The 22639-nt window shown below is 61.4% G+C and carries 25 protein-coding genes, 1 other RNA gene and 1 riboswitch; of the genes, 7 read left to right on the forward strand and 19 right to left on the reverse strand.

Features of this window, described 5'->3' with window-relative positions:
- The first annotated feature begins 76 nt into the window (after positions 1 to 76).
- The gene (locus tag EAY64_RS10995; RefSeq protein WP_226034326.1) at positions 77 to 586 is read left to right on the forward strand and encodes a YcnI family copper-binding membrane protein; all 510 of its coding nucleotides are present in this window, start codon (positions 77 to 79) and stop codon (positions 584 to 586) included.
- Between the two features lie 203 nt (positions 587 to 789).
- On the opposite strand, the gene ahpF is transcribed toward EAY64_RS10995, so the two are convergent.
- The 3 genes from ahpF to EAY64_RS11010 all read right to left on the reverse strand — a co-directional run bounded on the left by ahpF (position 790) and on the right by EAY64_RS11010 (position 3876).
- Positions 790 to 2340 (reverse strand): alkyl hydroperoxide reductase subunit F, encoded by a 1551-nt coding sequence (ahpF, locus tag EAY64_RS11000; protein ID WP_103524803.1) that lies wholly within the window; start codon positions 2338 to 2340, stop codon positions 790 to 792.
- Positions 2341 to 2631: 291 nt separating this feature from the next.
- Positions 2632 to 3201 carry an alkyl hydroperoxide reductase subunit C gene (ahpC, locus tag EAY64_RS11005; RefSeq protein WP_045845828.1) on the reverse strand — a complete coding sequence of 190 codons (570 nt, stop codon included), beginning with the start codon at positions 3199 to 3201 and terminating at the stop codon, positions 2632 to 2634.
- A 282-nt stretch (positions 3202 to 3483) separates the two neighbouring features.
- A complete protein-coding gene (locus EAY64_RS11010) occupies positions 3484 to 3876 on the reverse strand; it encodes a YidB family protein (protein ID WP_103524804.1) in 393 nt (130 codons plus the stop codon).
- A gap of 114 nt (positions 3877 to 3990) precedes the next feature.
- Between EAY64_RS11010 and EAY64_RS11015 the strand changes: the two genes are divergently transcribed.
- The gene (locus EAY64_RS11015; protein ID WP_103524805.1) at positions 3991 to 4785 is read left to right on the forward strand and encodes a lytic transglycosylase domain-containing protein; all 795 of its coding nucleotides are present in this window, start codon (positions 3991 to 3993) and stop codon (positions 4783 to 4785) included.
- 84 nt (positions 4786 to 4869) lie between these two features.
- Here the strand turns inward: EAY64_RS11015 and EAY64_RS11020 are convergent, their stop codons facing one another.
- The 7 genes from EAY64_RS11020 to EAY64_RS11050 all read right to left on the reverse strand — a co-directional run bounded on the left by EAY64_RS11020 (position 4870) and on the right by EAY64_RS11050 (position 11682).
- Positions 4870 to 5103: a hypothetical protein gene (locus EAY64_RS11020; protein WP_226034325.1), complete on the reverse strand. Its 234-nt coding sequence runs from the start codon at positions 5101 to 5103 to the stop codon at positions 4870 to 4872.
- Positions 5104 to 5353: 250 nt separating this feature from the next.
- Positions 5354 to 6358, reverse strand: coding sequence for a DNA polymerase III subunit delta (gene holA / locus EAY64_RS11025; RefSeq protein WP_103524807.1), 1005 nt, complete (start codon positions 6356 to 6358; stop codon positions 5354 to 5356).
- Positions 6339 to 6899 (reverse strand): LPS-assembly lipoprotein LptE, encoded by a 561-nt coding sequence (locus EAY64_RS11030; protein WP_103524808.1) that lies wholly within the window; start codon positions 6897 to 6899, stop codon positions 6339 to 6341. The genes holA and EAY64_RS11030 overlap by 20 nt, the downstream gene beginning before the upstream one ends.
- 114 nt (positions 6900 to 7013) lie before the next feature.
- Positions 7014 to 9632, reverse strand: coding sequence for a leucine--tRNA ligase (leuS, locus tag EAY64_RS11035; RefSeq protein WP_103524809.1), 2619 nt, complete (start codon positions 9630 to 9632; stop codon positions 7014 to 7016).
- Between the two features lie 173 nt (positions 9633 to 9805).
- The gene (locus tag EAY64_RS11040) at positions 9806 to 10198 is read right to left on the reverse strand and encodes a hypothetical protein (protein ID WP_103524810.1); all 393 of its coding nucleotides are present in this window, start codon (positions 10196 to 10198) and stop codon (positions 9806 to 9808) included.
- 31 nt (positions 10199 to 10229) lie between these two features.
- The gene (gene pip, locus EAY64_RS11045; RefSeq protein ID WP_103524811.1) at positions 10230 to 11171 is read right to left on the reverse strand and encodes a prolyl aminopeptidase; all 942 of its coding nucleotides are present in this window, start codon (positions 11169 to 11171) and stop codon (positions 10230 to 10232) included.
- 52 nt (positions 11172 to 11223) lie between these two features.
- A complete protein-coding gene (locus tag EAY64_RS11050; protein WP_103524812.1) occupies positions 11224 to 11682 on the reverse strand; it encodes an EVE domain-containing protein in 459 nt (152 codons plus the stop codon).
- 129 nt (positions 11683 to 11811) lie between these two features.
- Between EAY64_RS11050 and EAY64_RS20395 the strand changes: the two genes are divergently transcribed.
- Positions 11812 to 11970 carry a hypothetical protein gene (locus EAY64_RS20395; RefSeq protein WP_158604667.1) on the forward strand — a complete coding sequence of 53 codons (159 nt, stop codon included), beginning with the start codon at positions 11812 to 11814 and terminating at the stop codon, positions 11968 to 11970.
- A gap of 21 nt (positions 11971 to 11991) precedes the next feature.
- Here EAY64_RS20395 and EAY64_RS11055 read toward each other — a convergent pair whose 3' ends face one another.
- The 7 genes from EAY64_RS11055 to EAY64_RS11085 all read right to left on the reverse strand — a co-directional run bounded on the left by EAY64_RS11055 (position 11992) and on the right by EAY64_RS11085 (position 16779).
- Positions 11992 to 12606: a 5-formyltetrahydrofolate cyclo-ligase gene (locus EAY64_RS11055; RefSeq protein WP_103524813.1), complete on the reverse strand. Its 615-nt coding sequence runs from the start codon at positions 12604 to 12606 to the stop codon at positions 11992 to 11994.
- 66 nt (positions 12607 to 12672) lie between these two features.
- A non-coding RNA gene (ssrS, locus tag EAY64_RS11060) (6S RNA) lies at positions 12673 to 12855 on the reverse strand.
- 32 nt (positions 12856 to 12887) lie between these two features.
- Positions 12888 to 13199, reverse strand: a complete 312-nt coding sequence (locus EAY64_RS11065; RefSeq protein ID WP_059285823.1) for a cell division protein ZapA — start codon at positions 13197 to 13199, stop codon at positions 12888 to 12890.
- Entirely contained in the window at positions 13196 to 13423 is a 228-nt protein-coding gene (locus tag EAY64_RS11070; RefSeq protein ID WP_103524814.1) for a hypothetical protein, read from the reverse strand. The genes EAY64_RS11065 and EAY64_RS11070 overlap by 4 nt, the downstream gene beginning before the upstream one ends.
- 21 nt (positions 13424 to 13444) lie before the next feature.
- Positions 13445 to 14320 (reverse strand): cobalamin-binding protein, encoded by an 876-nt coding sequence (locus EAY64_RS11075; RefSeq protein WP_103524815.1) that lies wholly within the window; start codon positions 14318 to 14320, stop codon positions 13445 to 13447.
- Positions 14320 to 14844 (reverse strand): bifunctional adenosylcobinamide kinase/adenosylcobinamide-phosphate guanylyltransferase, encoded by a 525-nt coding sequence (gene cobU, locus EAY64_RS11080; protein ID WP_103524816.1) that lies wholly within the window; start codon positions 14842 to 14844, stop codon positions 14320 to 14322. The genes EAY64_RS11075 and cobU overlap by 1 nt, the downstream gene beginning before the upstream one ends.
- A gap of 90 nt (positions 14845 to 14934) precedes the next feature.
- The gene (locus tag EAY64_RS11085) at positions 14935 to 16779 is read right to left on the reverse strand and encodes a TonB-dependent receptor domain-containing protein (protein WP_103524817.1); all 1845 of its coding nucleotides are present in this window, start codon (positions 16777 to 16779) and stop codon (positions 14935 to 14937) included.
- Between the two features lie 176 nt (positions 16780 to 16955).
- A riboswitch (cobalamin riboswitch) is annotated at positions 16956 to 17155 on the reverse strand.
- 153 nt (positions 17156 to 17308) lie between these two features.
- Here EAY64_RS11085 and cobT point away from each other — a divergent pair.
- The 4 genes from cobT (at position 17309) to EAY64_RS11105 (ending at position 20340) form a co-directional block, all read left to right on the forward strand.
- Entirely contained in the window at positions 17309 to 18343 is a 1035-nt protein-coding gene (gene cobT / locus EAY64_RS11090; protein ID WP_103524818.1) for a nicotinate-nucleotide--dimethylbenzimidazole phosphoribosyltransferase, read from the forward strand.
- A complete protein-coding gene (locus EAY64_RS11095) occupies positions 18343 to 18945 on the forward strand; it encodes a histidine phosphatase family protein (protein WP_103524819.1) in 603 nt (200 codons plus the stop codon). The genes cobT and EAY64_RS11095 overlap by 1 nt, the downstream gene beginning before the upstream one ends.
- On the forward strand, positions 18942 to 19721 hold the full coding sequence (gene cobS / locus EAY64_RS11100) for an adenosylcobinamide-GDP ribazoletransferase (protein WP_103524820.1): 780 nt from the start codon (positions 18942 to 18944) through the stop codon (positions 19719 to 19721). The genes EAY64_RS11095 and cobS overlap by 4 nt, the downstream gene beginning before the upstream one ends.
- A 133-nt stretch (positions 19722 to 19854) precedes the next feature.
- Positions 19855 to 20340, forward strand: coding sequence for a GNAT family N-acetyltransferase (locus EAY64_RS11105; RefSeq protein WP_103524821.1), 486 nt, complete (start codon positions 19855 to 19857; stop codon positions 20338 to 20340).
- Here the strand turns inward: EAY64_RS11105 and EAY64_RS11110 are convergent, their stop codons facing one another.
- Both EAY64_RS11110 and speB read right to left on the reverse strand, forming a co-directional pair.
- A complete protein-coding gene (locus EAY64_RS11110; protein ID WP_103524822.1) occupies positions 20341 to 21474 on the reverse strand; it encodes a hypothetical protein in 1134 nt (377 codons plus the stop codon). It abuts the gene before it with no gap.
- Between the two features lie 75 nt (positions 21475 to 21549).
- Positions 21550 to 22515 carry an agmatinase gene (gene speB, locus EAY64_RS11115; protein WP_103524823.1) on the reverse strand — a complete coding sequence of 322 codons (966 nt, stop codon included), beginning with the start codon at positions 22513 to 22515 and terminating at the stop codon, positions 21550 to 21552.
- Positions 22516 to 22639: the final 124 nt, after the last annotated feature.

The following is a 22639-nucleotide window of genomic DNA, read 5'->3' on the forward strand; positions in this document are numbered from 1 at the left end:
AAGATGCCGCAGGGCCGGCATCCGCATTTCCCTTACAATCCGCCGCACATCATCCCTCTGCCCCATGCCAGACATCATGAAAAAACTCGCTGCCCTCGCCCTGCTGCTGTCCACCGCTGCCCAAGCCCACGTCACCCTGGAAACCACCAGCGCGGCCAGCGGCAGCTATTACAAGGCCGTACTGAAAGTGGGCCATGGCTGCGCTGGTAGCCCCACCACCGGCATCAGCGTGGAACTGCCGGAAGGCGCGCAGCTGGCGCGCCCCATGCCCAAGGCCGGCTGGCAGGTGCAAGTGAGCAAGAGCGCAGTGAAGCCCTTTGACAACCACGGTAGCGTGGTGAAGGAAGATGTCAGCCGCATCAGCTGGACGGGTGGCAATCTGCCGGGCGATTTTTACGATGAATTCGTGTTCCAGACGCGCATTGCCGCCCAGCCGGGCAAGCTGTATTTCAAGGTGACGCAGCAATGTGCCCAGGGCAGCAACAACTGGGTGGAGATTCCGGCGGATGGCCAGGATGCGCACAGCCTGAAATTCCCTGCCGCCGTGTTGCAGGTGACCGAGCCAGGTCAGGCACACCAGCACTAAGAGGGCTAACAAAATAGCGTAGCGTCTCTGGGCAAAGAGGCGCAAGGCAGCAGCAGGTTTTTTGTTAGCGGCACTAAGCGCCAACGCGCTACCGGCAACAAATGAACAGCCCCTTGCAGCATGACGATGCAAGGGGCTGCTGCTATGTGGCCCGTGCCGCTGCGACAAATAAACCAGGCAGCTGCAGGGCGCTACTGACGGCCTTACTGACGGATCAGGTAATCAAAGGCCGACAGGCTGGCCTTGGCGCCTTCACCCATGGCGATGATGATCTGCTTGTACGGTGCCGTGGTGGCATCGCCAGCAGCAAACACACCCTCGGCCGAAGTCTGACCCTTGGCATCCACTTCGATCTCGCCGCGCGGCGACAGCGCCACGCTGCCTTTCAGCCAATCGGTATTGGGCAGCAGGCCGATCTGCACGAAGATCCCCTCCAGCACCACATGGTGGGTTTCCCCGGTAATGCGCTCCTGATAGCTCAGGCCATTTACCTTCTGGCCATCACCGGTCACCTCGGTAGTCTGGGCATTGGTGATGACGCGCACATTGGGCAGGCTGTGCAGCTTCTTCTGCAATACCGCATCGGCGCGCAGGCTGTCACCGAACTCCAGCAGGGTGACATGGCTGACGATGCCGGCCAGGTCGATGGCGGCTTCCACGCCGGAGTTACCACCACCGATCACCGCCACGCGCTTGCCCTTGAACAACGGGCCATCGCAGTGCGGGCAGTAGGCCACGCCCTTGGCGCGGTATTCGGCTTCGCCCGGCACATTCATTTCGCGCCAGCGCGCACCGGTGGCCACAATCACCGCCTTGCTCTTGAGCACGGCACCGCTTTCCAGCGTCACCTCGGCCAGCTGGCCGTTTTGTGCTGGCTTGAGCGCAGCAGCGCGTTGCAGGTTCATCACGTCCACATCGTAGGATTTGACGTGCTGCTCCAGCGCCATGGCCAGCTTCGGCCCTTCGGTTTCCTGCACCGAGATGAAGTTTTCAATCGCCAGCGTATCCAGCACCTGGCCACCAAAACGCTCGGCCACCACACCAGTACGAATACCCTTGCGGGCGGCATAGATGGCGGCAGCAGCGCCGGCCGGGCCGCCACCGACGATCAGCACGTCGAACGGCTCTTTGGCGGCAATCTTTTCCGCTTCACGCGCCACGGCACCGGTATCCAGCTTGGCGATGATTTCTTCCAGGCCCATGCGGCCACTGCCGAACTGTTCGCCATTCAGATAAATGGCCGGCACGCCCATGATCTGGCGGTCGGTGACTTCCTGCTGGAACACGCCACCATCAATCATCACGCTGCGCACATTGGGGTTGAGCACCGCCATCAGGTTGACGGCCTGCACCACGTCCGGACAGTTGTGGCAGCTGAGCGAGACAAACACTTCAAACTGGTAGCTGCCTTGCAGGCCGCGAATCTGGGCGATGGTGTCCTCGTCCACCTTGGGCGGATGGCCGCCGGTTTGCAGCAAGGCCAGCACCAGCGAGGTGAATTCGTGGCCCATCGGGATACCGGCAAACTCGATACGCCCCGCCGCACCCGGACGGGCAATGGCAAACGACGGGCGACGCGCAGCCAGGCCATTGCTGTTCAGCGTCACCTTGGGCGACAGGCTGGCGATGTCTTGCAGCAGACTGAACATTTCCTGCGCCTTGGCGCTGTCATCCAGGCTGGCAACCAGTTCGATCGGCTGCTGCAGTTTTTCCAGGTAGGCGGTCAGTTGGGTTTTGATGGTGGTGTCGAGCATGGGAAGTCCTCAGGCAATTGCACTGGCAAGCTCATGTGCTGCCAACAGCTTGCCGCTGCAATCGGGTAGTAGGGAGACGGGCCGCTGGCTGCGGCCCGGAGGCCGTACCGCAGTACGCGGCACGGCACCATGGTGGGCGAAGAGCCTGTTCAGGGTCTCGCGAGCTAGAGCGAGACAAGGCGAAAACGACTGAGAAAGCGGAATTTACATGGAGTAAATGAGCATTTCGAAGGCGTTTTTAACGCAGTATCGCCCCATATTTAACTAGCGCAGCAGACCATGAGTTGGTTCTTAGATCTTGCCAACCAGATCCAGAGAAGGAGCCAGCGTCGCTTCGCCTTCTTTCCACTTGGCCGGGCATACTTCACCCGGGTGGCTGGCCACGTACTGGGCAGCCTTTACCTTGCGCAGCAGTTCGCTGGCGTCACGGCCGATGCCACCGGCATTGATTTCGATGATCTGGATCTTGCCTTGCGGGTCGATCACGAAAGTGCCGCGCTCGGCCAGGCCAGCTTCTTCGATCATCACGCCGAAGTTGCGGCTGATGATGCCGGTCGGGTCGCCAATCATCGGGTAGTTGATCTTGCCGATGGTTTCCGAGCTGTCGTGCCAGGCCTTGTGGGTGAAGTGGGTGTCGGTGGATACCGAGTAGATTTCCACGCCCAGCTTGGAGAATTCGGCGTAGTTGTCAGCCAGGTCGCCCAGTTCGGTCGGGCAGACGAAGGTGAAGTCAGCCGGGTAGAAGAATACGACAGACCACTTGCCTTTCAGGTCGGCGTCGCTGACATCGATGAATTTGCCATTGTGAAAAGCGGTAGCCTTGAACGGTTTGACTTCGGTATTGATCAGCGATACGGACATGTTTTTCTCCAGTCGGTGAAATAAAAAAATGCAGTGTTTGGCTGCGTTTGCATCTGATGTACGCATCTTAAGCAGCCCGTATTAATTGATCCACTTGATTGTTTAAATGTTAAAAATAGAATTTTCCTATCACCATTCAGATAAAGCCAATTCCACTCCGGGATGTACTGATTCTGCTGACCCAACGCGATGATCCTCGTGATACTGTGGCCTGCTTGCCACAGTAAAATAAGAAAAGCCGCCAAAAAATGGCGGCTTTTTCTATCACATCACTCAGTTTATTCAGCTTTTGTTAAAAAAGCCCTGCAGCATGCCCAGACCCTGCGACAGCAGATCACCCCCCTGCGGCAACTGGCCATCCGGCGTGAGCTTGTCCACCGCCTGTGGCAGGTAATCAGCCAGCGCCTGACTGAGCTGTTGCGGGTCCAGTCCGAACTTGCCCGCCAGCGCCGTCACCTGCTCATTGCCCAGTACCTGCTGGATCTGCTCGGCCGACACCGGCAGGTTGCCTCCGGTCCCCACCCAGGACGACACCAGCTCGCTCATGCCACCGCTATTGAACTTCTCCACCAGGCCGAACAGGCCACCCTGCTGCTGCATCAGTTCAGTGACCGCTCCAGCCACGCCACCACCTTCGCCGCCCAGCAAACCACCCAGTTGATCAAACAGGCTCATGCTTAGTCCTTTCGGTTTAAAATGTCTTCAGAAAACTTTACTTGCAAAATAGCATAGGAAAATCAGTACAATAGCGCATTAAACCCAAACTCATACGGGCTGCTCTTCATCAAAATGCGATTCATCACCATTTTCCTGGCCTGGCTGGCCTGCTTTGCCAGCAGCAGCGTACACGCCGATCTTTATGGTTTTGTGGACGATCAGGGCCAGGTTCACCTTGCCAACCGCCAGCTGGACGAGCGCTATCAGCTCTACCAGAAAAGCCCGCAGCCTGGCGTCAGCGGTAATGCGGCACTGGACGATGCCACCACCCCCGGACTGGGTGCCACCCTGAGCAGTGACAACCGCCTGCCGGCTCCGGCAGCAGCACGTGTCGACGGCCTGAAAAGCGTGAACGCGCCGGCGTACAACACCAAGCTGGCCGCCCAGTACAAGCATCTGATCGACCAGACTGCACGTGAGTTCAAGCTCGATGCCAATCTGCTGCATTCCATTGTCACCGTCGAATCCGGCTACAACCCGCAAGCCCTGTCTCCCAAGGGAGCCGTGGGATTGATGCAGGTGATTCCGGCCACTGGCGAGCGCTTTGGCGTGACCGAACTGAACGACCCCCGGCAAAACCTGCGGGCCGGGGCGCGTTATCTGCGTTTCCTGCTGGCCCAGTTCAACAACGATCTGCCGCTGGCCATCGCCGCCTACAATGCTGGCGAAGGGGCGGTGCAGAAGTATCGCAACACGATCCCGCCGTATGAGGAAACCCGCGACTATGTCGCCAAGGTGCTGGCTTCCTACGAAAAACGCGGTGGTCTTGCCTATCAGAACGGCCTGCGCACCAGCGCCGGCAAGACCCGTGTCCGGGCGGTCATCCTGCCTGCGACGCTGTCCGGCACCACGGCATCCGCACTGTAAGCGCGCAGGGGCATGGCATGACAAAGGCCTTCCTGCGAAGGCCTTTTTGCATGGTTTGAACCGGTCACGACCGCCACGGCGGCATCAGAGCTGGATGCCCAGAATTTCCCCCAGCGGCTCAGCCAGATCGCGATAGTGTGCACGATGGTCGAATACCCCCAGCAAGCCCGGATAGGCATCTGGCGCATGCAGAATCTGGTTGGCCTTGCGCGAGGACAGCTTGTGTATGCGCAAGATGCGGCCATCCCAGTGCACCAGGCGTGCTTCTTCCGCAGTCAGCAGAACTTCCAGCGCCTGGTGAATGATTTCCACCAACACGACTTTGCTGCGGGTTCTGCTTTCGCCCGCAGGTGTAGCACTTCTGACTCCCTCGTCTTGCATAGCGTCTTTTTCTAAAACTATTATTGTTTAAAATGAATTAACTTCTCCTTAATCATAGGGCAGGTCTTTTGCAATCTCAATAGTTGATTAAAAGAAATTTAAATAACAACCACATAAATTCTGATTCAATTTAAAAAAAAATGGCCAGCGCAAGCTGACCATTTAAAATTACTGTGTTTTTTCTGCATCATGTCGCCAACAGCAAAGCCAGGCCTCGCAGGGAATGCCAGGGGTCGCCAGTCGCCACGCCCTTGATCTGCTGATCAATCCGGGCGCACTCCGACAAGGCCGTCATCAACTTGCGCGGGCCGATCCGGCGCAGGGCTGGCTCGGCCAGCCGCTGCTTGTCGCCCCACAGCCGCAATTCACGCGCCAGATCGCGCAATTGCCGTCCATCTTTCAGGCCCTGCCGCAAGCGCAGCAGCATGCGTACATCTTCGGTGAAGGACCACAACACCAGCACCGGCGATTCGCCTTCTGCCAGCAGGCCTTCCAGCATGCGTTGCACGCGGGCAGCGTCGCCGGACAGCCAGGACTCGGACAAGTGGAACACATCAAAGCGCGCTACATTGGCCACCGCCTCGCGCAGCTGCTCCAGCGTCAACTCGCCGGCCGGGTAAAGCAGGGCCAGTTTGTCGACTTCCTGGCGGGCAGCCAGCAGATTGCCCTCGACCCGGTCGGCAAAAAAAGTCAGCGCCTCACCCGACAGTTGCTGCTGCTGGCGTTTCATGCGGCGGGCAATCCAGCTGCCCAGCTCGTGACGGCCCACCGGCTTGGCTTCCACCACCACCGCAGCTTTTTCCAGCGCGAGATACCACTTGGATTGCAGCTGCGCTTTTTCCAGCCGTGGCAGGGTAAGCAGGGTAATGGTGTCTTGTGGCGGGTTGGCCGCCAGCTGTTGCAGGGCTTCTGCGCCTTCATTGCCCGGCTTGCCACCGGGGATGCGGATTTCCAGCAGCTTGAGCGAGGCAAACAGCGAAACGCTGCTCATGGCATCACGCAGTTGCGACCAGTCGAAACCGGCCTCCACCGTCAGCACTTCGCGCTCCTGATAACCTTGTGCACGCGCATGTGTGCGCAGGCTGTCGGCCGCTTCCAGCGCCAGCAGTGCCTCTTCACCATGAATCAGGTAGAGCGGTGCCAGCCCCTTGGCCAGCACCGTCTCCAGCGCATCAGGGCTTAGGCTGGGCATTGGCAGGCTTCAGGCTTTGCGGGCCAGTCGTGCCCATGGCGGCCGGGCGTTTGATATAGGCCAGCCGGCGGGCGATCTGCTCGGCCGCATCGCGGCGGATATCCGTCCACAGCAGGTTTTCTTCCTGCTCCTTGCCCAGTACATCGCTATCCGAATAATTCATGTAACGACGTACCGACACCTGCATGTCCGGCTCGATGGGCGAACCGCCAATTACCGTGCGCACCGTCGCGCTATAGCTCAGCAAGTACTCGTTGACCTTGCCGCCGCTATTGATGGTGGATACTTCTTTGGACTGGCTTTCACCCAGTACGCTGACCACGGCTTCGGCCTGTTTGGGCGAAGACAACATCACCAGCTTGTCATTGCGCGACAGGGTTTCCCGCAGGATGGGCCCCAGCTGGGCACTACCCTCTTCCACATAAACGCTGCTGAAGGGCAGCGGACGGCTGGTACCACCCACGCCCTTGAGATGAAAACCGCAGGCGCTGAGCAAGAGTACGGCGCCAGTGAGCAGCAGCCAGTGCAGGGTTCGGGTCATTCCTGATTCTCCGTAAGAAAAAGCCGGGTCAGCCCATCCCCTGCGGTGGGGAATCTGGTCCGAGCCGGCCCGGGTTTGTTGGCGACCCCGGCATGTTCCGGGGCCGGTTTGCCATTACACGACGATGTTCACCAGTCGGCCCGGCACCACGATGATCTTCTTGGCCGGTTTGCCTTCCATGAACTTCTGTACGTTCTCATGCGCCAGCGCGGCGGCTTCGATGACATCCTTGGCGGCATCGGCCGCCACGGTGATGCTGCCACGCAGCTTGCCGGCCACCTGCACCATCATTTCGATTTCGCTCTTCACCAGCGCCGCCTCATCCACTTGAGGCCAGGCTTGTGCCAGCAGTTCGCTGCCCGGGCGCAGCACCGCCCAGACAGCATCGGTGATGTGCGGCACGATGGGCGACAGCAGCAGGGTGACGCTTTCCAGCACTTCCTGTGCCACGGCACGGCCGGCGGCATCGCTGCGGTCGGTCTTGTCGTAGGTGTTGAGCAGCTCCATCACCGCGGCAATGGCGGTATTGAACTGCTGGCGACGGCCATAATCATCGGCCACTTTCTGGATGGTGCTGTGCAGCTTGAAGCGCAGCTCCTTCTGGCTGGCATTCAGCTCACCGCCGGCATAGGCGCTCACCACGCCGGCATCGGCATGTTCCTTGGCCAGTTTCCACAGACGCTTGAGGAAGCGGAAAGCACCTTCCACACCAGCGTCGGACCATTCCAGGCTCTGCTCTGGCGGGGCGGCAAACATCATGAACAGGCGGGCGGTATCGGCACCGTATTTCTCGATGAATTCCTGCGGGTCCACGCCGTTGTTCTTGGACTTGGACATTTTCTCCACGCCGCCCACCACCACAGGCAAGCCATCCACACGGTGGGTTGCGCCGGTGATCTTGCCTTTGCCGTCACGCTCCAGTACCACGTCTTGCGGGGCAATCCAGTCCTTGCTGCCATTGGGCAGATCGCGGTAGAAGGTTTCGCAGATCACCATGCCCTGGGTCAGCAGGCTCTTGAACGGCTCATCGCTGGAGACCAGACCTTCGTCGCGCATCAGCTTGTGGAAGAAGCGCGCGTACAGCAGGTGCAGGATGGCGTGTTCGATACCACCCACGTACTGGTCAACCTGCAGCCAGTAGTCGGCAGCGGCCTTGTCCAGCATGGCGGTGTCGCACTTGGGCGAGGCGTAGCGGGCGTAGTACCAGCTGGACTCGACAAAAGTGTCCATGGTGTCGGTTTCGCGCTTGGCGGCACCGCCACACTTGGGACAGCTGGTTTCGTAGAATTCCGGCATCTTGGCCAGCGGCGAGCCAGCACCATCCGGAATCACGTTTTCCGGCAGTACCACTGGCAGGTCTTTTTCCGGCACCGGCACATCGCCGCAAGTCGGGCAATGGATGATGGGGATCGGGCAGCCCCAGTAGCGCTGGCGGGAGATACCCCAGTCGCGCAGGCGGTACTGGGTTTTCTTCTGACCGGCAGCCTTGGCTTCCAGATCGCCGACGATGGCATCAAAGGCCTCGCTGAAGGACTTGCCGTCATACTTGCCACTGTTGACGGTACGTACGCTGTCGTCCTTGGCGGCATACCAGTCTTGCCACTGGGTAGCATCGAAAGCATGGTCACCAGCAACCGGGGCATACACTTGCAGCAGCGGCAGGTTGTATTTGTTGGCAAATTCGAAGTCGCGCTCGTCATGCGCCGGTACGGCCATCACCGCGCCTTCGCCATAACCCCACAGCACATAGTTGGCTACCCATACCGGCAGCTTGGCACCGGTCAGCGGATGGATGACGAACAGGCCGGTGTCCATGCCCTTCTTTTCCATCTTGGCCACGTCGGCCTCGGCCACGGAACCTGCCTTGCATTCGGCGATGAAAGCCTGCAGCGCCGGATTATTGGCTGCGGCCTGGGTGGCCAGCGGGTGTTCCGCTGCTACGGCCACGTAAGTGGCACCCATCAGGGTGTCCGGACGGGTGGTGTACACCTTCATCGTGCCGGCATGGCCGATGCTGGCTTCATCGTAGGCAAACACCACGTCGGAACCGTGGCTCTTGCCGATCCAGTTCTTCTGCATGGTCTTGACCTGTTCCGGCCAGCCATCCAGCGTATCCAGGCTGGTGAGCAGTTCGTCCGCGTACTTGGTGATGGCGAAGTAATACATCGGGATTTCACGCTTTTCCACCACAGCACCGGAGCGCCAGCCACGGCCATCCACCACTTGTTCATTGGCCAGCACGGTCTGGTCCACCGGGTCCCAGTTCACCACGCCGTTTTTCTTGTAGATCACGCCTTTTTCAAACAGGCGGGTAAACAGCCACTGCTCCCAGCGGTAGTAGTCGGGCTTGCAGGTGGCCAGCTCGCGCTCCCAGTCCAGGGCAAAGCCCAGGCTGTCCAGCTGGGTCTTCATGTATTCGATGTTGGCGTAGGTCCAGGCGGCCGGGGCACCGCCGTTTTTCATGGCTGCGTTTTCAGCCGGCAGACCGAAGGCGTCCCAGCCCATCGGTTGCAGCACGTTGAAACCTTGCAGGCGCTTGAAGCGGGCCAGCACGTCGGTGATGGTGTAGTTGCGCACATGGCCCATGTGCAGCTTGCCGGACGGGTAGGGGAACATCGACAAGGCGTAGTACTTGGGACGGCTGGCGTCTTCCACGGCCTTGAAGGCGGCGGTGCGCTGCCATTTTTGTTGCGCTGCGGCTTCGACTTCGCGCGGGCTATAGATTTCTTGCATGGTGTTCTTTGTCTGGAATGGCTGGAAAACAAAAGGGCGGACTGCCCAAGTCCCCGCCTGGCAGGGCAGCTTGGGCAGTCCGTCACAAATTCAATCGGCCCATTATAGCGGCCAGAGGGCCTTGCCGATAAGAGCCGCACAAAAACAAACGCTTGCCGCCAGCCTTCGCCGCCTCAGGGGCAGGGATGGCGGGTCCAGCCTGGCTTGCCCCGGTAGCAGGAAAAATCTTCATGAATGGCGTCTATCTCCCAGCGGCCGTCGTGGTGGCGCAGCTGCAATTGCTGCCGTATCGCCTGGACGCTGTCGTCTTGCAAACCTTCGCGAATCAGGGTGATGTCGGCCCGGTCGAAAGCGGGAGCCGGGCTGTGCTGTATCAGCCGGAAATGCGGATAGTCGATCAGCCCCTCCTGCCCCAGCCGCTGGCGGACAAAACGCAGAGCCAGTTCGGCCGGCAATTCGCCTGGCAGGCCGGCAAAGGGAAGCCGCCCTTCGTCGGTATAGGCCCATGCGGCGGGGCTGATGAACAGGCTGCACAACAGCAGCAGCAAGCGCAAAGCGGTTTTCATCTATTTACAGACTGCCACATGGCCAGCCGGTTCAGCACAGCCGCAGTTTGAAGCTTTCCAGCGCCTCCATCAGCAGCTGCAGAATGCCGCCCTCCCACAGCGAGTGGCCAGCCATTTCCACCAGGTGGAAGTCAGCCTCGGGCCAGTGCTGCGCCAGTTCGCTGGCGGTGACCGGCGGACATACCACGTCGTAGCGCCCCTGCACGATGACGGCCGGAATATGACGAATGCGCTCGATCTGCTGCAGCAATTGTGCCTCGGGCAGGAAAATGCGATGCACGAAGTAATGCGCCTCCAGCCGCGCCAGCGACAGCGCCACATATTCACTGCTGGCCCGCTCGATGGCGTCGGCATTCTGGCGCAGGGCGACGCAAGCACCTTCGTAACGCCCCCAGGCACGGCAGGCCGGCAAGTGTACTTGCGGATCGGGATCGGTCAGCCGGCGGTAATAGGCCTGCAGCAAGTCCTGTCGTTCGGCAACGGGAATCGGCGCGACAAAGCGCTGCCACTCCTCGGGATAGAACTGGCGCATGCCGTGCATGAACCAGTCGATTTCACTTTGTCTGCCCAGAAAAATCCCGCGCAGAACCAAGCCCTGTACCCGCTGCGGATGCGTCTGGGCATAGGCCAGTGCCAGCGTGCTGCCCCAGGAGCCGCCAAACACCAGCCAGCGCTCTATGCCCAGATGCTCGCGCAGGCGTTCGATGTCGGCAATCAGGTGCTGGGTAGTGTTGTCGCGTAGTTCGCCACGCGGCACCGAACGGCCACTACCGCGCTGATCAAACAAGACCGCGCGATAAAACCAGGGATCGAACAGCTGCCGGCTCATCGGCGCACAGCCATCGCCCGGCCCGCCATGCAGATACAACACCGGCTGACCATCCTGCCGGCCACATTGCTCCCAGTACATCTGGTGCAGGCCGTCCAGCGGCAACATGCCGCTGGCGTAGGGTGTAATCGGGGGATAGAGCATCAACGTCCTTGTCAGGTTGGCAGGCGGACAGGCACTACTGGCAGGGCAGGATTCAGCACAGCTGGCTGGTGATGTAGTCCCACTCCAGCGGGCTGACCGGGGTAATCGACAGCCGATTGCCGCGCTTGAGCACCTGCATCTGCTCCAGCGGCGGGTGCTGGCGCAGCAAGGCCGGCGTCAGCAAGGCAGTCTTGCGCACAAAACGCACATCCACGCACTGCCAGCGCGGTGCATCCGGCAGGGATTTGGCATCGAAATAGGGGCTGGCGGGATCAAACTGGCTGGAGTCGGCATGGGCGGTGCTGGCCACCACCGCCAGGCCGGCGATACCAGGCTCGGCACAGCTGGAATGCCAGAACAGCACCCCATCACCCGGCTGCATCTCATCGCGCATGAAATTGCGCGCCTGATAATTGCGCACCCCGGTCCACTCGAAAGCACGCTGTGGTTCGGCCATCAGGTCATCAATGGACGTTTCGTCCGGCTCGGATTTCATCAGCCAATAGCGCATGAGCAATGTCTGTTAATGAATGGAAGGTTAACTTAACAATTTACGCCATCTTACAACTGCCGGGCTGGATTATGCTGGGTTCAAGATAAACATCAGGGCCACGCCGCCCTTGCAACCAGGAGTAACACCATGAAAAGCCTGTTGATCGGCATCTTGCTAGCCAGTGCACTGAGCGCCTGTGTCGTCGTCCCGCCACGCGTTGCCTATCGTGGACCGGAATTCCGACCGGTGGAGGTGGTTCCTGTCTTTGTCCCCGCTGACCATGGTTATCACCACTGGGACCATTGAGACTAGCCCTCACCCGCTACTTTATTTAGCACAACGGTCTGGTGCAAAGCGGTGCAGCCCCGACTCGGTTAGCAGATAGTCCAGCTGCACATCCCACGCTTCGCGCGGCACGGCAGCGACCCGCTGGCAATCGTAGGCCACGCCAACCAGCAGGGGCTTGCCGTATTGTGAATGGCGGCGACGAAAGGCCAGGCTGCTGTCATAGAAGCCCCCGCCCTGCCCCATGCGATAGCCCTGGGCATCGACAGCCAGCAGGGGCAGCAACAGCACATCCAGCCGCTCTGCCCGCAGGCAGGGGCCATCGAACTCCATGATCCCGTAGCGCGGATGGCGATACCAGTGGCCGGTGGCATTCAGCCGGGAAAACCACATGCGCCGGCCACGCGCCGGAATCTGCGGCAGCCAGACACTGGCGCCGCGTTGCAAGGCGGTGCTGAGCAGGATTTCGATATCCAGCTCCGAACCGGCCGCCAGATAGCCACCAATCCGCTTGCCCCGCCGCAACAAACGACCGGCATGGCGTGCAACGGCACGCATGGCCTGGGCGCGATAAGCCGGGCTCAATGCCATGCGCTGGCGCCGGATGTTCTTGCGCAGGGTGACCTTGTCAGTAGCAGCAGAAGACGATGGCGTCATGACTGAGCAATAAAATGAGAGCAGAAATGAAAACGACCCGGAGCAAGATGCGCCGGGTCGTGAAGGGAGACCCCCGCGAGTGTCGTTTGGGCATAATTCGCTTGTACCCTGTTTCCAGGGAGGGTCACCTGCCAGCCACTTCGGGCGCGTCCGCAAGGGACGCGACACACCCGTGACTCACGCTGGCAACCAGAAGCGAACGCATTGGTACAAAGGAATTGTTTGCCGTCACGAACACCGCAGGGGATAAGCTGACCTGTAGTGTCCACCAGCCGGCCTGTTCAGAACAGGGCTTGCTGGCTTTCGCGAAGCGCCGTGTCGGCTGCCTCGCTCATGTTGCGTATTTTACGCTGGAATGAGGCCATTTCCAAGCCCTCTCCCACTTTGGTACGCAACAAATCGTGGGCAATGTTCAGCGCAGCCATGATGGCGATCTTGTCAGCGTCCATCACCTTGCCATGCTGCTGGATCATGTCGATCTTGCCTTCCAGCAGTCTGACCGCTTCCAGCAGGGTTTCACGCTCGTCGGCGGGTGAGCCTATGGTGAAGTGACGACCCAGCAATTCGATGTCCACCTGCACGATATCGCTCATTCTGCCTCTCCTGCGCCCTGCTCCGGTTCATCCGCCTTCGGCAGACGCTCCACCAGCGCGGCCACGCGATTGCGGGTTTCGTTCACACGGAAATTCAGCTCGGCGTTTTCCTTCAGCGCTTCAGCCAGCGCCTGGGCAAAACGGCCGTTCTGGGTTTCCAGTTCCTTGATGCGGCTAATCAATGCCTGCACGCGGGATTCGAGATATTCCAGTTCCTTGTCCATGGCGGCGAGGATAACGGTCGGTTAGTCCAGCGTCAAACCCAGACTACGCCGTGCTGTGTCCAGCGTGGCACACATGGCCACTGCCCCGTCCAGCAAGCGCGGGCCGGGAATGGTCAGCAGGTCCTCGTCCACCACATAGCGCGTCGCTTTAGCCACTGCCGGCACCGCCGGCCAGCGGTCCCACATGCGCAGGATATCGGCGCGGCCAGCCAGCATGACTTGTGGCTGGGCCGCGACAACCGCCTCGATACTGACTTGCGGCGCAGCCTGGGCCAGACCGGCAAAGACATTGCGCCCGCCACACAGCTGCATGACCGAACCCATGAAGCTGCGCTGACTGACGGTAAAGATGGGGGCGCTGCTGATCTGGTAGAACACCGTCAACGGCGGACGGCGGGCATAGCGCTGGCGCAATTGCTGCAGACGCTGGCGATAGTGGCTGGCCGCCGCATCAGCTTGCGCCTGGGTGGCGGTCAACTGACCCAGGCTGCGCATCTCGCTGGCGACGTCTTCCAGCTGCAGGGGATGACTGATGAACACCGGCACGCCCAACTGGCGCAGGCGCTGCAGTTCGCGCGGATTGCCACCATCCTGCCAGGCGACAACCAGATCGGGCTGCTGGCGCATGACGGCTTCCAGGCTGACGCCGCTATAGCCGCCCACCCGGGGCAGCTGGCGTGCCGCTGGCGGGTAGTTGCTATAGTCCACCGTAGCCACCAGCCGTGAGCCGGCACCGATGGCGTACAGCATTTCGGTGGCATGCGGAGAAAGCGACACAATGCGCCGGGCTGGGCTGGGCAGCGTCAGCACTTTGCCACTGCCATCAGGCGCACTGACCGCCGCCTGGGCCAGGCCAGCACACAGCAGCAGCCACAAGGCAAAGCCACGCAGCCGCATCAACCGCCCTTGAGCGCCAGCGGCAGACCGCAGGCTACCAGGGTGACGCGCTGGCAGCGGGCGGCGATGTCCTGGTTGAGCCGGCCCAGCAAATCACCATAACGGCGTGCCATACTGCTCATCGGCATCACGCCCCAGCCGATTTCATTGGTCACCAGCAAGAGCTGGCCCTGCACGGCAGCAATGGCTTCCAGCAGCCATTGCCTTTCCTGCACGAAGTCCATTTCGTCGAACTGGTCGTCGCTGCGGAAAAAGCGCATCAGCCACATGCCCAGGCAGTCCACCAGCAACAGGCCATCTTCCTGATCATGGCCCAGTACCAGTTCGGCCAGGCCACGCTCGGCTTCCAGCACCTGCCAGTGTGCCGGGCGCTGCAGACGGTGCTGGCGCACCCGCTCGGCAAACTCTTCATCGCGCACTTCGGCGGTGGCGATGTAAGTGACCGGGCCGCCATGCTGTACGGCCAGTTGTTCGGCGTAGCGGCTTTTGCCGGAGCGGGAGCCGCCGCTGATCAGGTGAGTCATGAACTTGATATCCCGAAAAACCGGGCCTCCACTAAGGAGGCCCGGCTGCAAAGCTAAAAAGCAGCGCCACCAAACGGTGGCACGCAGGGTTTATTTCTGCTGATAGCTTACGCCGATATACGCGCCAAGGCCCGCCGTGTTGTAGCCATAGAGCGTGGTGTAATGGCGGTCGAACACATTGCTGAGCTTGAAATTGGCCGTCCACTCACGGGCAAAGCGGTAATTGGCATAGAGATTGGTCAGCGCGTAGCCGCCCAGCCAGACATTGCTGCCGCTATCGGTGGTGTCACGCCGCTTGGCACTGACTTGCCACTCCAGCCCAGTAGTCACCCGGCCCCAGTCGTAGGCTGCCGCCAGCTGCCCGTAGGCACGGGCACGTCGCTGCAATTGCTGATGGCCGGAATTGTCCAGCGGGTCCTGATAGGTGGCAGAACCGGACAAATCCCAGTTACCGACAGCCTTTGCCGCCGCCAGCGTGGCACCACGGATGGTGGCATGGCTGATATTGGTCATGGTGCTGTAGTCGGAGGTAATGGCAATCATGTTGTCGATGCTGTTGTGAAACAGCGTCAGCGAGGCCGAACTGCCATTGGCCTTGTATTGCAAGGCCAGCTCGGCATTGCGTGAGGTTTCCGGTTGCAGGTGAGGATTGCCGGCATAGCCATAGCTATCCAGCGGGTAGTACAGGTCATTGAAGGTGGGCGCCTTGAAGGCAGTGCCGTAGCTGGCACGTGCGGTCAGCGCCTCGCTCAGGCGATAACCGTAACCCAGCTGACCGGTGGTTTTGCCGCCAAACTGCTCATCCTGGTCATGACGGGCGCTGGCTTGTAGCAAATGCTTGCCGAATTCGCCGCTATAGCCAATGAACACCGCCTTGTTGCTGCGTTCGCTGACATCAAAGGCGGTGCTGCTGTCCACATGCTGCTGGGTATAGTCGAAGCCGGCCAGTAGATTGCCCAGCCCGGTATGAATGTCGTTCTGCCACAGCCATTCGTTCTGGGCAGTCTGGTACAGGTCGGCACGCTGGGCCATGTCGCCATTGGTCCAGTGCTCTTGCCGGTCAACGCTGTGACTGAAACGCAGGGTGGAGGTCCAGTTGTCAGTCAGGCTGTTTTTCGACTCCAGACTGGCTCCGCTCTGACGGCTGCGTTGCAGATCTTCACCATGACTGTTGTAGCCGTCGTAATCCAGTTTGCCGTTAGCCTGGAACAAGCGCAGCGATAGCTCTTGGCCGGCAGCCAGCGTCTGGGTCAGGTTGGCGGTATAGGACAGGTTGCGATAAGGGTCTCGGTCCGGGTTATAGCTGCTGCTCTGCGCATTGGTGGCGGAAATGCCATTGGTCTGCTGTTGACTGACCTGCAGGCTGAAGGCGGTATTGTCCTGCTTGCCCGCCACACCTGCAGCCGACTGGAACAGGCCATGGTCGCCCACACCCAGCGTGGCGTTGAAACGCGGGGTGCCGCTGCCCTGCCGGGTGAAAATCTGGACCACACCGCCAATGGCGTCCGCACCATACAGGCTGGAACTGCTGCCACGCACGATCTCGATGCGCTCGATATTGTCCAGCGGGATGTTTTCCAGCGCCGTCGTGCCGGTGGTGGCGGAGACGATGCGCACGCCATCCAGCAAGACCACGGTCTGGTTGGCATTGCTGCCACGCAGATAGATGCTGGCCTGGCTGCCCATGCCACCGGAGTTGACCACTTCCACCCCGGGCTGGCGTGCCAGCAGTTGCGGCAGACTGGTGACGGCAGATTGCTCGATGTCGTCACGGGTAATCACGCTGATGTCAGACAAGGTCTTGGTGATGGATTGCGGCTGACGACTGGCCGTCACCACCACTTCCTCACCCTGGAATTGCGGCAGATTGTCGGCATGGGCCATACCGGTGCCGATCAGCGACACCAGCAGCCCGATTTGTTGCGGCTTGAACATGAAACACACACTCCTGAAATGAAAAACCGGCAGGGCTGACAGGCCGCTGCCGCGAGGAGTGCGAAGAGGACGGCTTTCGCCGCTTGAACATCAAGGCATGCGAAGCAGCGCAGTTGGCGCGCTCCGCAGTCTGCAAGATCGCCTCCCCGCGATACTCCAGCACCGGCAGCCGCCCAGGCAGCCGCCGGCGACAGGCCGGTCTCCGGGCTTGGTCTTGCAGTCGTGCGCCTTCCCGTTGCATATGCACAGTGGCGATGGCACAACCTTGGCCACTCCATGGCCAGACCTTACCGTTGCGGGGGCAGCGCCGGTCTTGCACCGGCTTCCCGTTTCATCCGGGCGGCAAAGCCCGGACACCTGTCTGGCGGGGATTATAAAGCCAATTATCGCCAAAATGGAGCGATCGGCAGCGATTTGCCGCAATATGCAAATGGCAATGCCCAGGCCATGCCTGCATGCCGCTTGCCGCGCCGTCCCCCATGACTTAGAGTCCCGCACTAGTCCATGCCAACCCAGAGAACACCGCATCATGACCCAGTCCATCGCCCTGCCCGCCCACGCTTCTTATCAGGCTGCCCTGCAGCGCCAGAACTCGCTGACCAAGCCGGCCGGCAGCCTGGGTGTGCTGGAGACGGTGGCCTGCCGCTTTGCCGCCTGGCAGGGGCAGACCATTCCGGCCGCGCTGACACCGGCCATTACCGTATTTGCCGGCGACCACGGCGTGACTGCCGAAGGCGTATCGGCCTACCCGTCCATCGTGACCGGTGAAATGGTGAAGAACTTCGCCGCCGGCGGTGCCGCCATCTGCGTATTGGCCCGTGCCATCGCCGCCCGGCTGGAAGTAGTGGATGTGGGTGTGCTGGGCCAGCTGCCGGACCTGCCCATCGTGCACGCCAAGGTCGCTGCCGGTACGGCCAATCTGGCTGTTGAGGCTGCCATGAGCACGGCCGAGGTGGAGGCCGCACTGGAAGTGGGCCGCACCGCCGCCCGCCGCGCTATCGAACAGGGTGCCAATCTGCTGATTGCCGGTGACATGGGCATTGGCAATACCACACCGTCGGCGGCCTTGATCTGCCGTCTGGCCAATCTGGAGGTCGATCTCATCGTCGGTCGTGGCACCGGTATCGACGATGCCGGCCTCGCCAACAAGCGCCGCGTGGTGGCACAGGCGCTGCAGCGCCTGCAAGGACAGCAGTTGAGCGGCACACAGGTACTGGCCGAACTGGGCGGACTGGAAATCGCCGCCATGGCTGGCTTCTATCTGGAAGGGGCCGCACAAGGTGTGCCGTCCCTAGTAGATGGCTTCATCGCCAGCGCAGCCGCACTGGCCGCCCGTGCCATCGACCCCGCAGTAGCCGCCTGGCTGCTGGCCAGCCATCGCTCGGAAGAAACCGGCCACCGCCTGGCGCTGGAGGCGCTGGGACTGGAGCCGCTGGTGGAACTGGGCATGCGACTGGGCGAAGGCTCTGGCGCGGCGACTTGCGTGCCCTTGCTGCAACTGGCCATCAAGCTGCATGCGGAAATGGCCACCTTTGCCCAGGCCGGGGTGACGGAGAAGGATTGATGAACCCCTATACGCTGACCCTGCTGCGCCATGGCGAGATCGACCACGACGGCCGGCTGATCGGCCGTACCGACCTGCCGCTGAATGATCTGGGCTGTGAACAGATGGCCCGCAGCTGGCAGCGGCTGAACCAGCTGGCACCGGTCACCAGCATGGCCACGTCCCCCCTGCAGCGCTGCCGCGAATTTGCCGTGCACCAGGCCCTGCACGGCTCGCTGCCGCTGAAGGTGGACGAGCGCTTTGCCGAATTCGACTTTGGCGACTGGGATGGCATGTCGCGCGCCATCCTGTCCGGTCAGCATCCGGACTGGGGCAGCCGCGTGGCCAGTGGTGAACTGATCCCGCCAGGTGGCGAGAGTTATGCCCTTTTCCGCAGCCGGGTGCTGAACGGCTTTAGCGAATGGATTCAGACTGCGCGCGGCAGCCACCGGGTGCTGGTCTGCCACGGCGGGGTGATTACCGCGCTATTGGCCGAGCTGCTGGGCACCGAGTTTGCCGTGGCCAAGCTGATGACGGTACAACGCGGCGGCTTTGCCCAGCTGTCGATTCTGGAAGGCCACCCGGCCTATCTGATGCATCTGGAAAGCCCCGGCGAAGCATGAGCCCTTCCCCCTCATCCGCGGTGCCGCCGGCAACCTGGTGGCAATCGCTGATTCTGGCCATCCAGTTTCTCACCCGCCTGCCCACGCCGCAGCTGCGCAGCTTCCACCCGGAATGGCTGGCCGCCAGTGCGCGCTGGTTTGCGCCGGTCGGCCTGTTGCTGGGCAGCCTGCTGTGGCTGGCCATGTGGCTGGGTGCTCAATACGACCCCTGGCTGGCGGCGCTGCTTGGCCTGTTGCTGTGGATAGGCGTCACCGGCGGCCTGCATCTGGACGGACTGGCCGACCTGACTGATGCCATGGGGGCGGCGCATCGTTCACGCGAACGTTTTTTCGAGGTATTGAAAGACCCGCATGTCGGCAGTTTTGGCGTGATTGCCCTGATCAGCGCCCTCATCAGCAAACTGGTATTGCTGATGCTGCTGGCCAGACAGCCCGCCCAGCTGGCCGGCCTGCTGCTAGTTCCGGCCTGGGCGCGGCTGTTTGCCCTGTTCTGGTCCGCCACCTTGCCGGCACTGGCCCCCGGCAGCGGCGAACGCTTTGCCTGGCAGCCGCAATGGCGGGTACAGGCCATCAGCCTGCTGGCCTTGCTCGCCCTGTCTGTCTGGCTGGCCCCCGCACTGCTATTGGCTCCGCTGGCCGGGCTGCTGTGGCGCAGCTGGCTCCAGCGCAAGCTGGGCGGCATGACCGGCGACTGCCTGGGTGCCGGCATCGAAGTGTGTGAAATCCTGCTGCTGGGGCTGCTGCTGATCCCACTGCACCATATGCACTGGCTGTGACGGCCGGGCTGTCAAAGACCTGCCATCGTCCTGTCACAAGACGGTGACCTTGGCTCAGCATACTGCTGCCAGCGGCCTGACCGGGCGATACGCCGGGTGGCTCGCCAACCCCGACACTGCGTGGAGCTGGCGCATGACCGATCTGGATATTTCGTTCGACCCCACCCGCCTCGACCAGGCCATGATTCTGCAATTTCTGCGGGAGCAGGCGCACTGGGCTGCCGATATGGATGGCGCACGGCTGCAACGGGCCATTCGCCATTCGCTGGTGATCGGCGCCTATCATCGAGGCCGGCAAATCGGCTTTGCCCGGGTGATTACCGACTACGCCAGCTTTGCCTATCTGTCCGATGTATTCGTGCTGCCTGCGCATCGTGGCCAGCGGGTGGGTCAGGCCATGATCAAGGCCGCCATCGCCCACCCCGATCTGCAACAATTACGCCGCTTTCTGCTGGTATCGCGCGATGCGCGCGGTTTTTACCGCCAGCTGGGCTTTGGCCCGCTGCAGCAAGGCGAGCGCTATATGGAGCTGCGCCAGCAGGCGGCACATCCTGCCTTGCTACGCTGGCCTTTCAGCTTGCGCCGGTCCCAGGCGGAGCGTCCACGCGCCAGCGCCTGATCAGGGCAAGAGATCAGGCCGTGCGCCGGGGTGCTGCTTCACCAGCGACCACGGCAGCACACTCCACTCCGGGTATTCACAGGCACGGGCGACGCGGGCAAAGGATGGCCCCAGATACAGGCCCTGCGGCGTGGCATACCAGCTGACAAACTGCCACACCTGCGGGTCGCGGTAATCGCAGTCGTCGTCATTGCCCGGCTTGGTATCCGCCGGGTGCAGACGCGCCATGGTGCTGGCCAGCCATGGTGCCAGCACTTTTTCTTCATACTGGTAGTCCTTGCGCTCGCCTCCTGCCTGGCGCCCCAGTTGCGGCTTGCCCTTGCCCAGCCAGAGCAGGTCTTCCAGCTGCACGGCCTGGCCAGTGGCAACATCGATGGTTAGCGGGTTGTCGGCAAAATCAGGGTGTGCGCCGCCACAGTAATAACTGGTGAAAATGCTGACGCTCAACAGCTTGCTGCTGAGCAGATGCGGGGTGATGGTCTGTTCAAAATCCGCCCCGGCGCTATGTGTGCCGCCCAGCTGGCAATCGAAATAGCTGGCGACTTCCTGCCACTGGCGCTCGGCCAGTAGCTGGTTCAGCCGTTGCAGGCTGGCATCGGGATAACCATCCAGCACCCGGAACAGTCGGATCTTGCTCACCGGCTCATCCCACCATTGCAGGGTGTGGCCCTGCATGCGCTCACGCTTGCCAGGCTTGAGCGACAGTCCGGCCAGCCGGGTGTAGTCATAGCCGGAACGCTGACGGATGGGCTTGAGGGCTGCATCGGTGCTGGCTGGCCACTGCGCCGGCTCATAAGGGGCCAGCGTCACCGGCAGGCTCCTGGCGGCTTTGGGGCCATGCCACTGGCCGCGCCAGCCACCGTCTTGCGGCTGCAGGGTGAGATCATTGCGCTGTTCGTCGTACTGCAGGTTCTCACCCAGCTGCAGGCTGCCATCGGCCATGCGTTTGCCGGACAAGGCCAGGTCCTGGTGATATTTGCGGTAGAAATAGCGGCCATCGACCTCGCCGCCCTGGCCGATGTTCAACTCCATCACCACGGCGGCATTACCGATATGCCCCTGCAACAGCAGCGGGGCGGCCTGCACCGCCAGGCTCAGCATCCACAACAGCAATCCGGCCAGTCTTGGCAACATCTCATTCCCTTTCAGCAAAACAGCGCCGGGCCACCATGGCGCGACGCTGTTATCAAGACACGAAAGTGCCGGCTCTTACAGCGTACCAGCCACTTTCTTGTTACGCATCAGGCACAGCATGTCACAGGCCAGATGGGCAGCGGCAATGGCGGTGACTTCGCTCTGGTCGTAAGCCGGGGCCACTTCCACCACGTCCATGCCGACAATGTTCAGATCGCCCAGATTGCGCACGATCTTCAGTGCCTGGGCACTGGTCAGGCCACCCGGTACCGGCGTGCCGGTGCCCGGCGCGGCGGACGGGTCCAGACAGTCGATGTCGAAGGTGAGGTAGACCGGATGATCGCCGATCACTTCCTTGATGCGGGCGATGGTGGCATCCACGCCATTGTCGTGCACCCACGGTGCGTCCAGCACGTTCATGCCCATGAAGTCGTCGTTCCAGGTGCGGATACCCACTTGCACCGACTTCGCCGGATCGATCAGGCCTTCTTTCACCGCCTTGTAGAACATGGTGCCGTGATTCAGGCTGTCCGGCTCGTCGTCCTGCCAGGTATCACAGTGGGCATCGAAATGCAGCAGGGCCAGCGGCTTGCCGTATTTTTCCGCGTGTGCAATCAGCAGCGGGTAGGTGACGAAGTGGTCGCCGCCGAAGGTCAGCATCTTGGCACCGGAGGCCAGGATATGGCGGGCATGCTCGATGATGGCTGGCTTGATGGTCAGCGGGTTGTGCGCATCGAACCAGCAGTCGCCGTAGTCGATCACTGCCAGGTCGTCGAAGGGATCAAAGCCCCAGGGGAAGGGCTTGAGCTCGGCCAGCTGCACGCTGGCGGCACGGATAGCCTGCGGCCCCATGCGCGCGCCGGAGCGGAAGGTGGTGGACAGATCCAGCGGAATGCCGGACACCACCACATCAGCGCCACTCAGGTCGCGGCTATAGTTGCGGCGCATGAAAGACAGCACGCCGGCATAGGTATTTTCGATGGAAGAGCCATACAGGCCCTGACGGCGCACTGCGCCATCGCCCTTGATGATATCGGTCACAGACACTCTCCAAGAGAGAGTACGCCAACGCTACCACGCCCCATTCCATGACAATGGACTGCGGCTTAGAATAAGTGGGAGACTGACGATTGCCGTCCATCTTGCACAGCCGACGGGTTAAGGC

This window comes from Aquitalea palustris, assembly GCF_003693445.1.
GTDB classification, from domain to species: domain Bacteria; phylum Pseudomonadota; class Gammaproteobacteria; order Burkholderiales; family Chromobacteriaceae; genus Aquitalea; species Aquitalea palustris.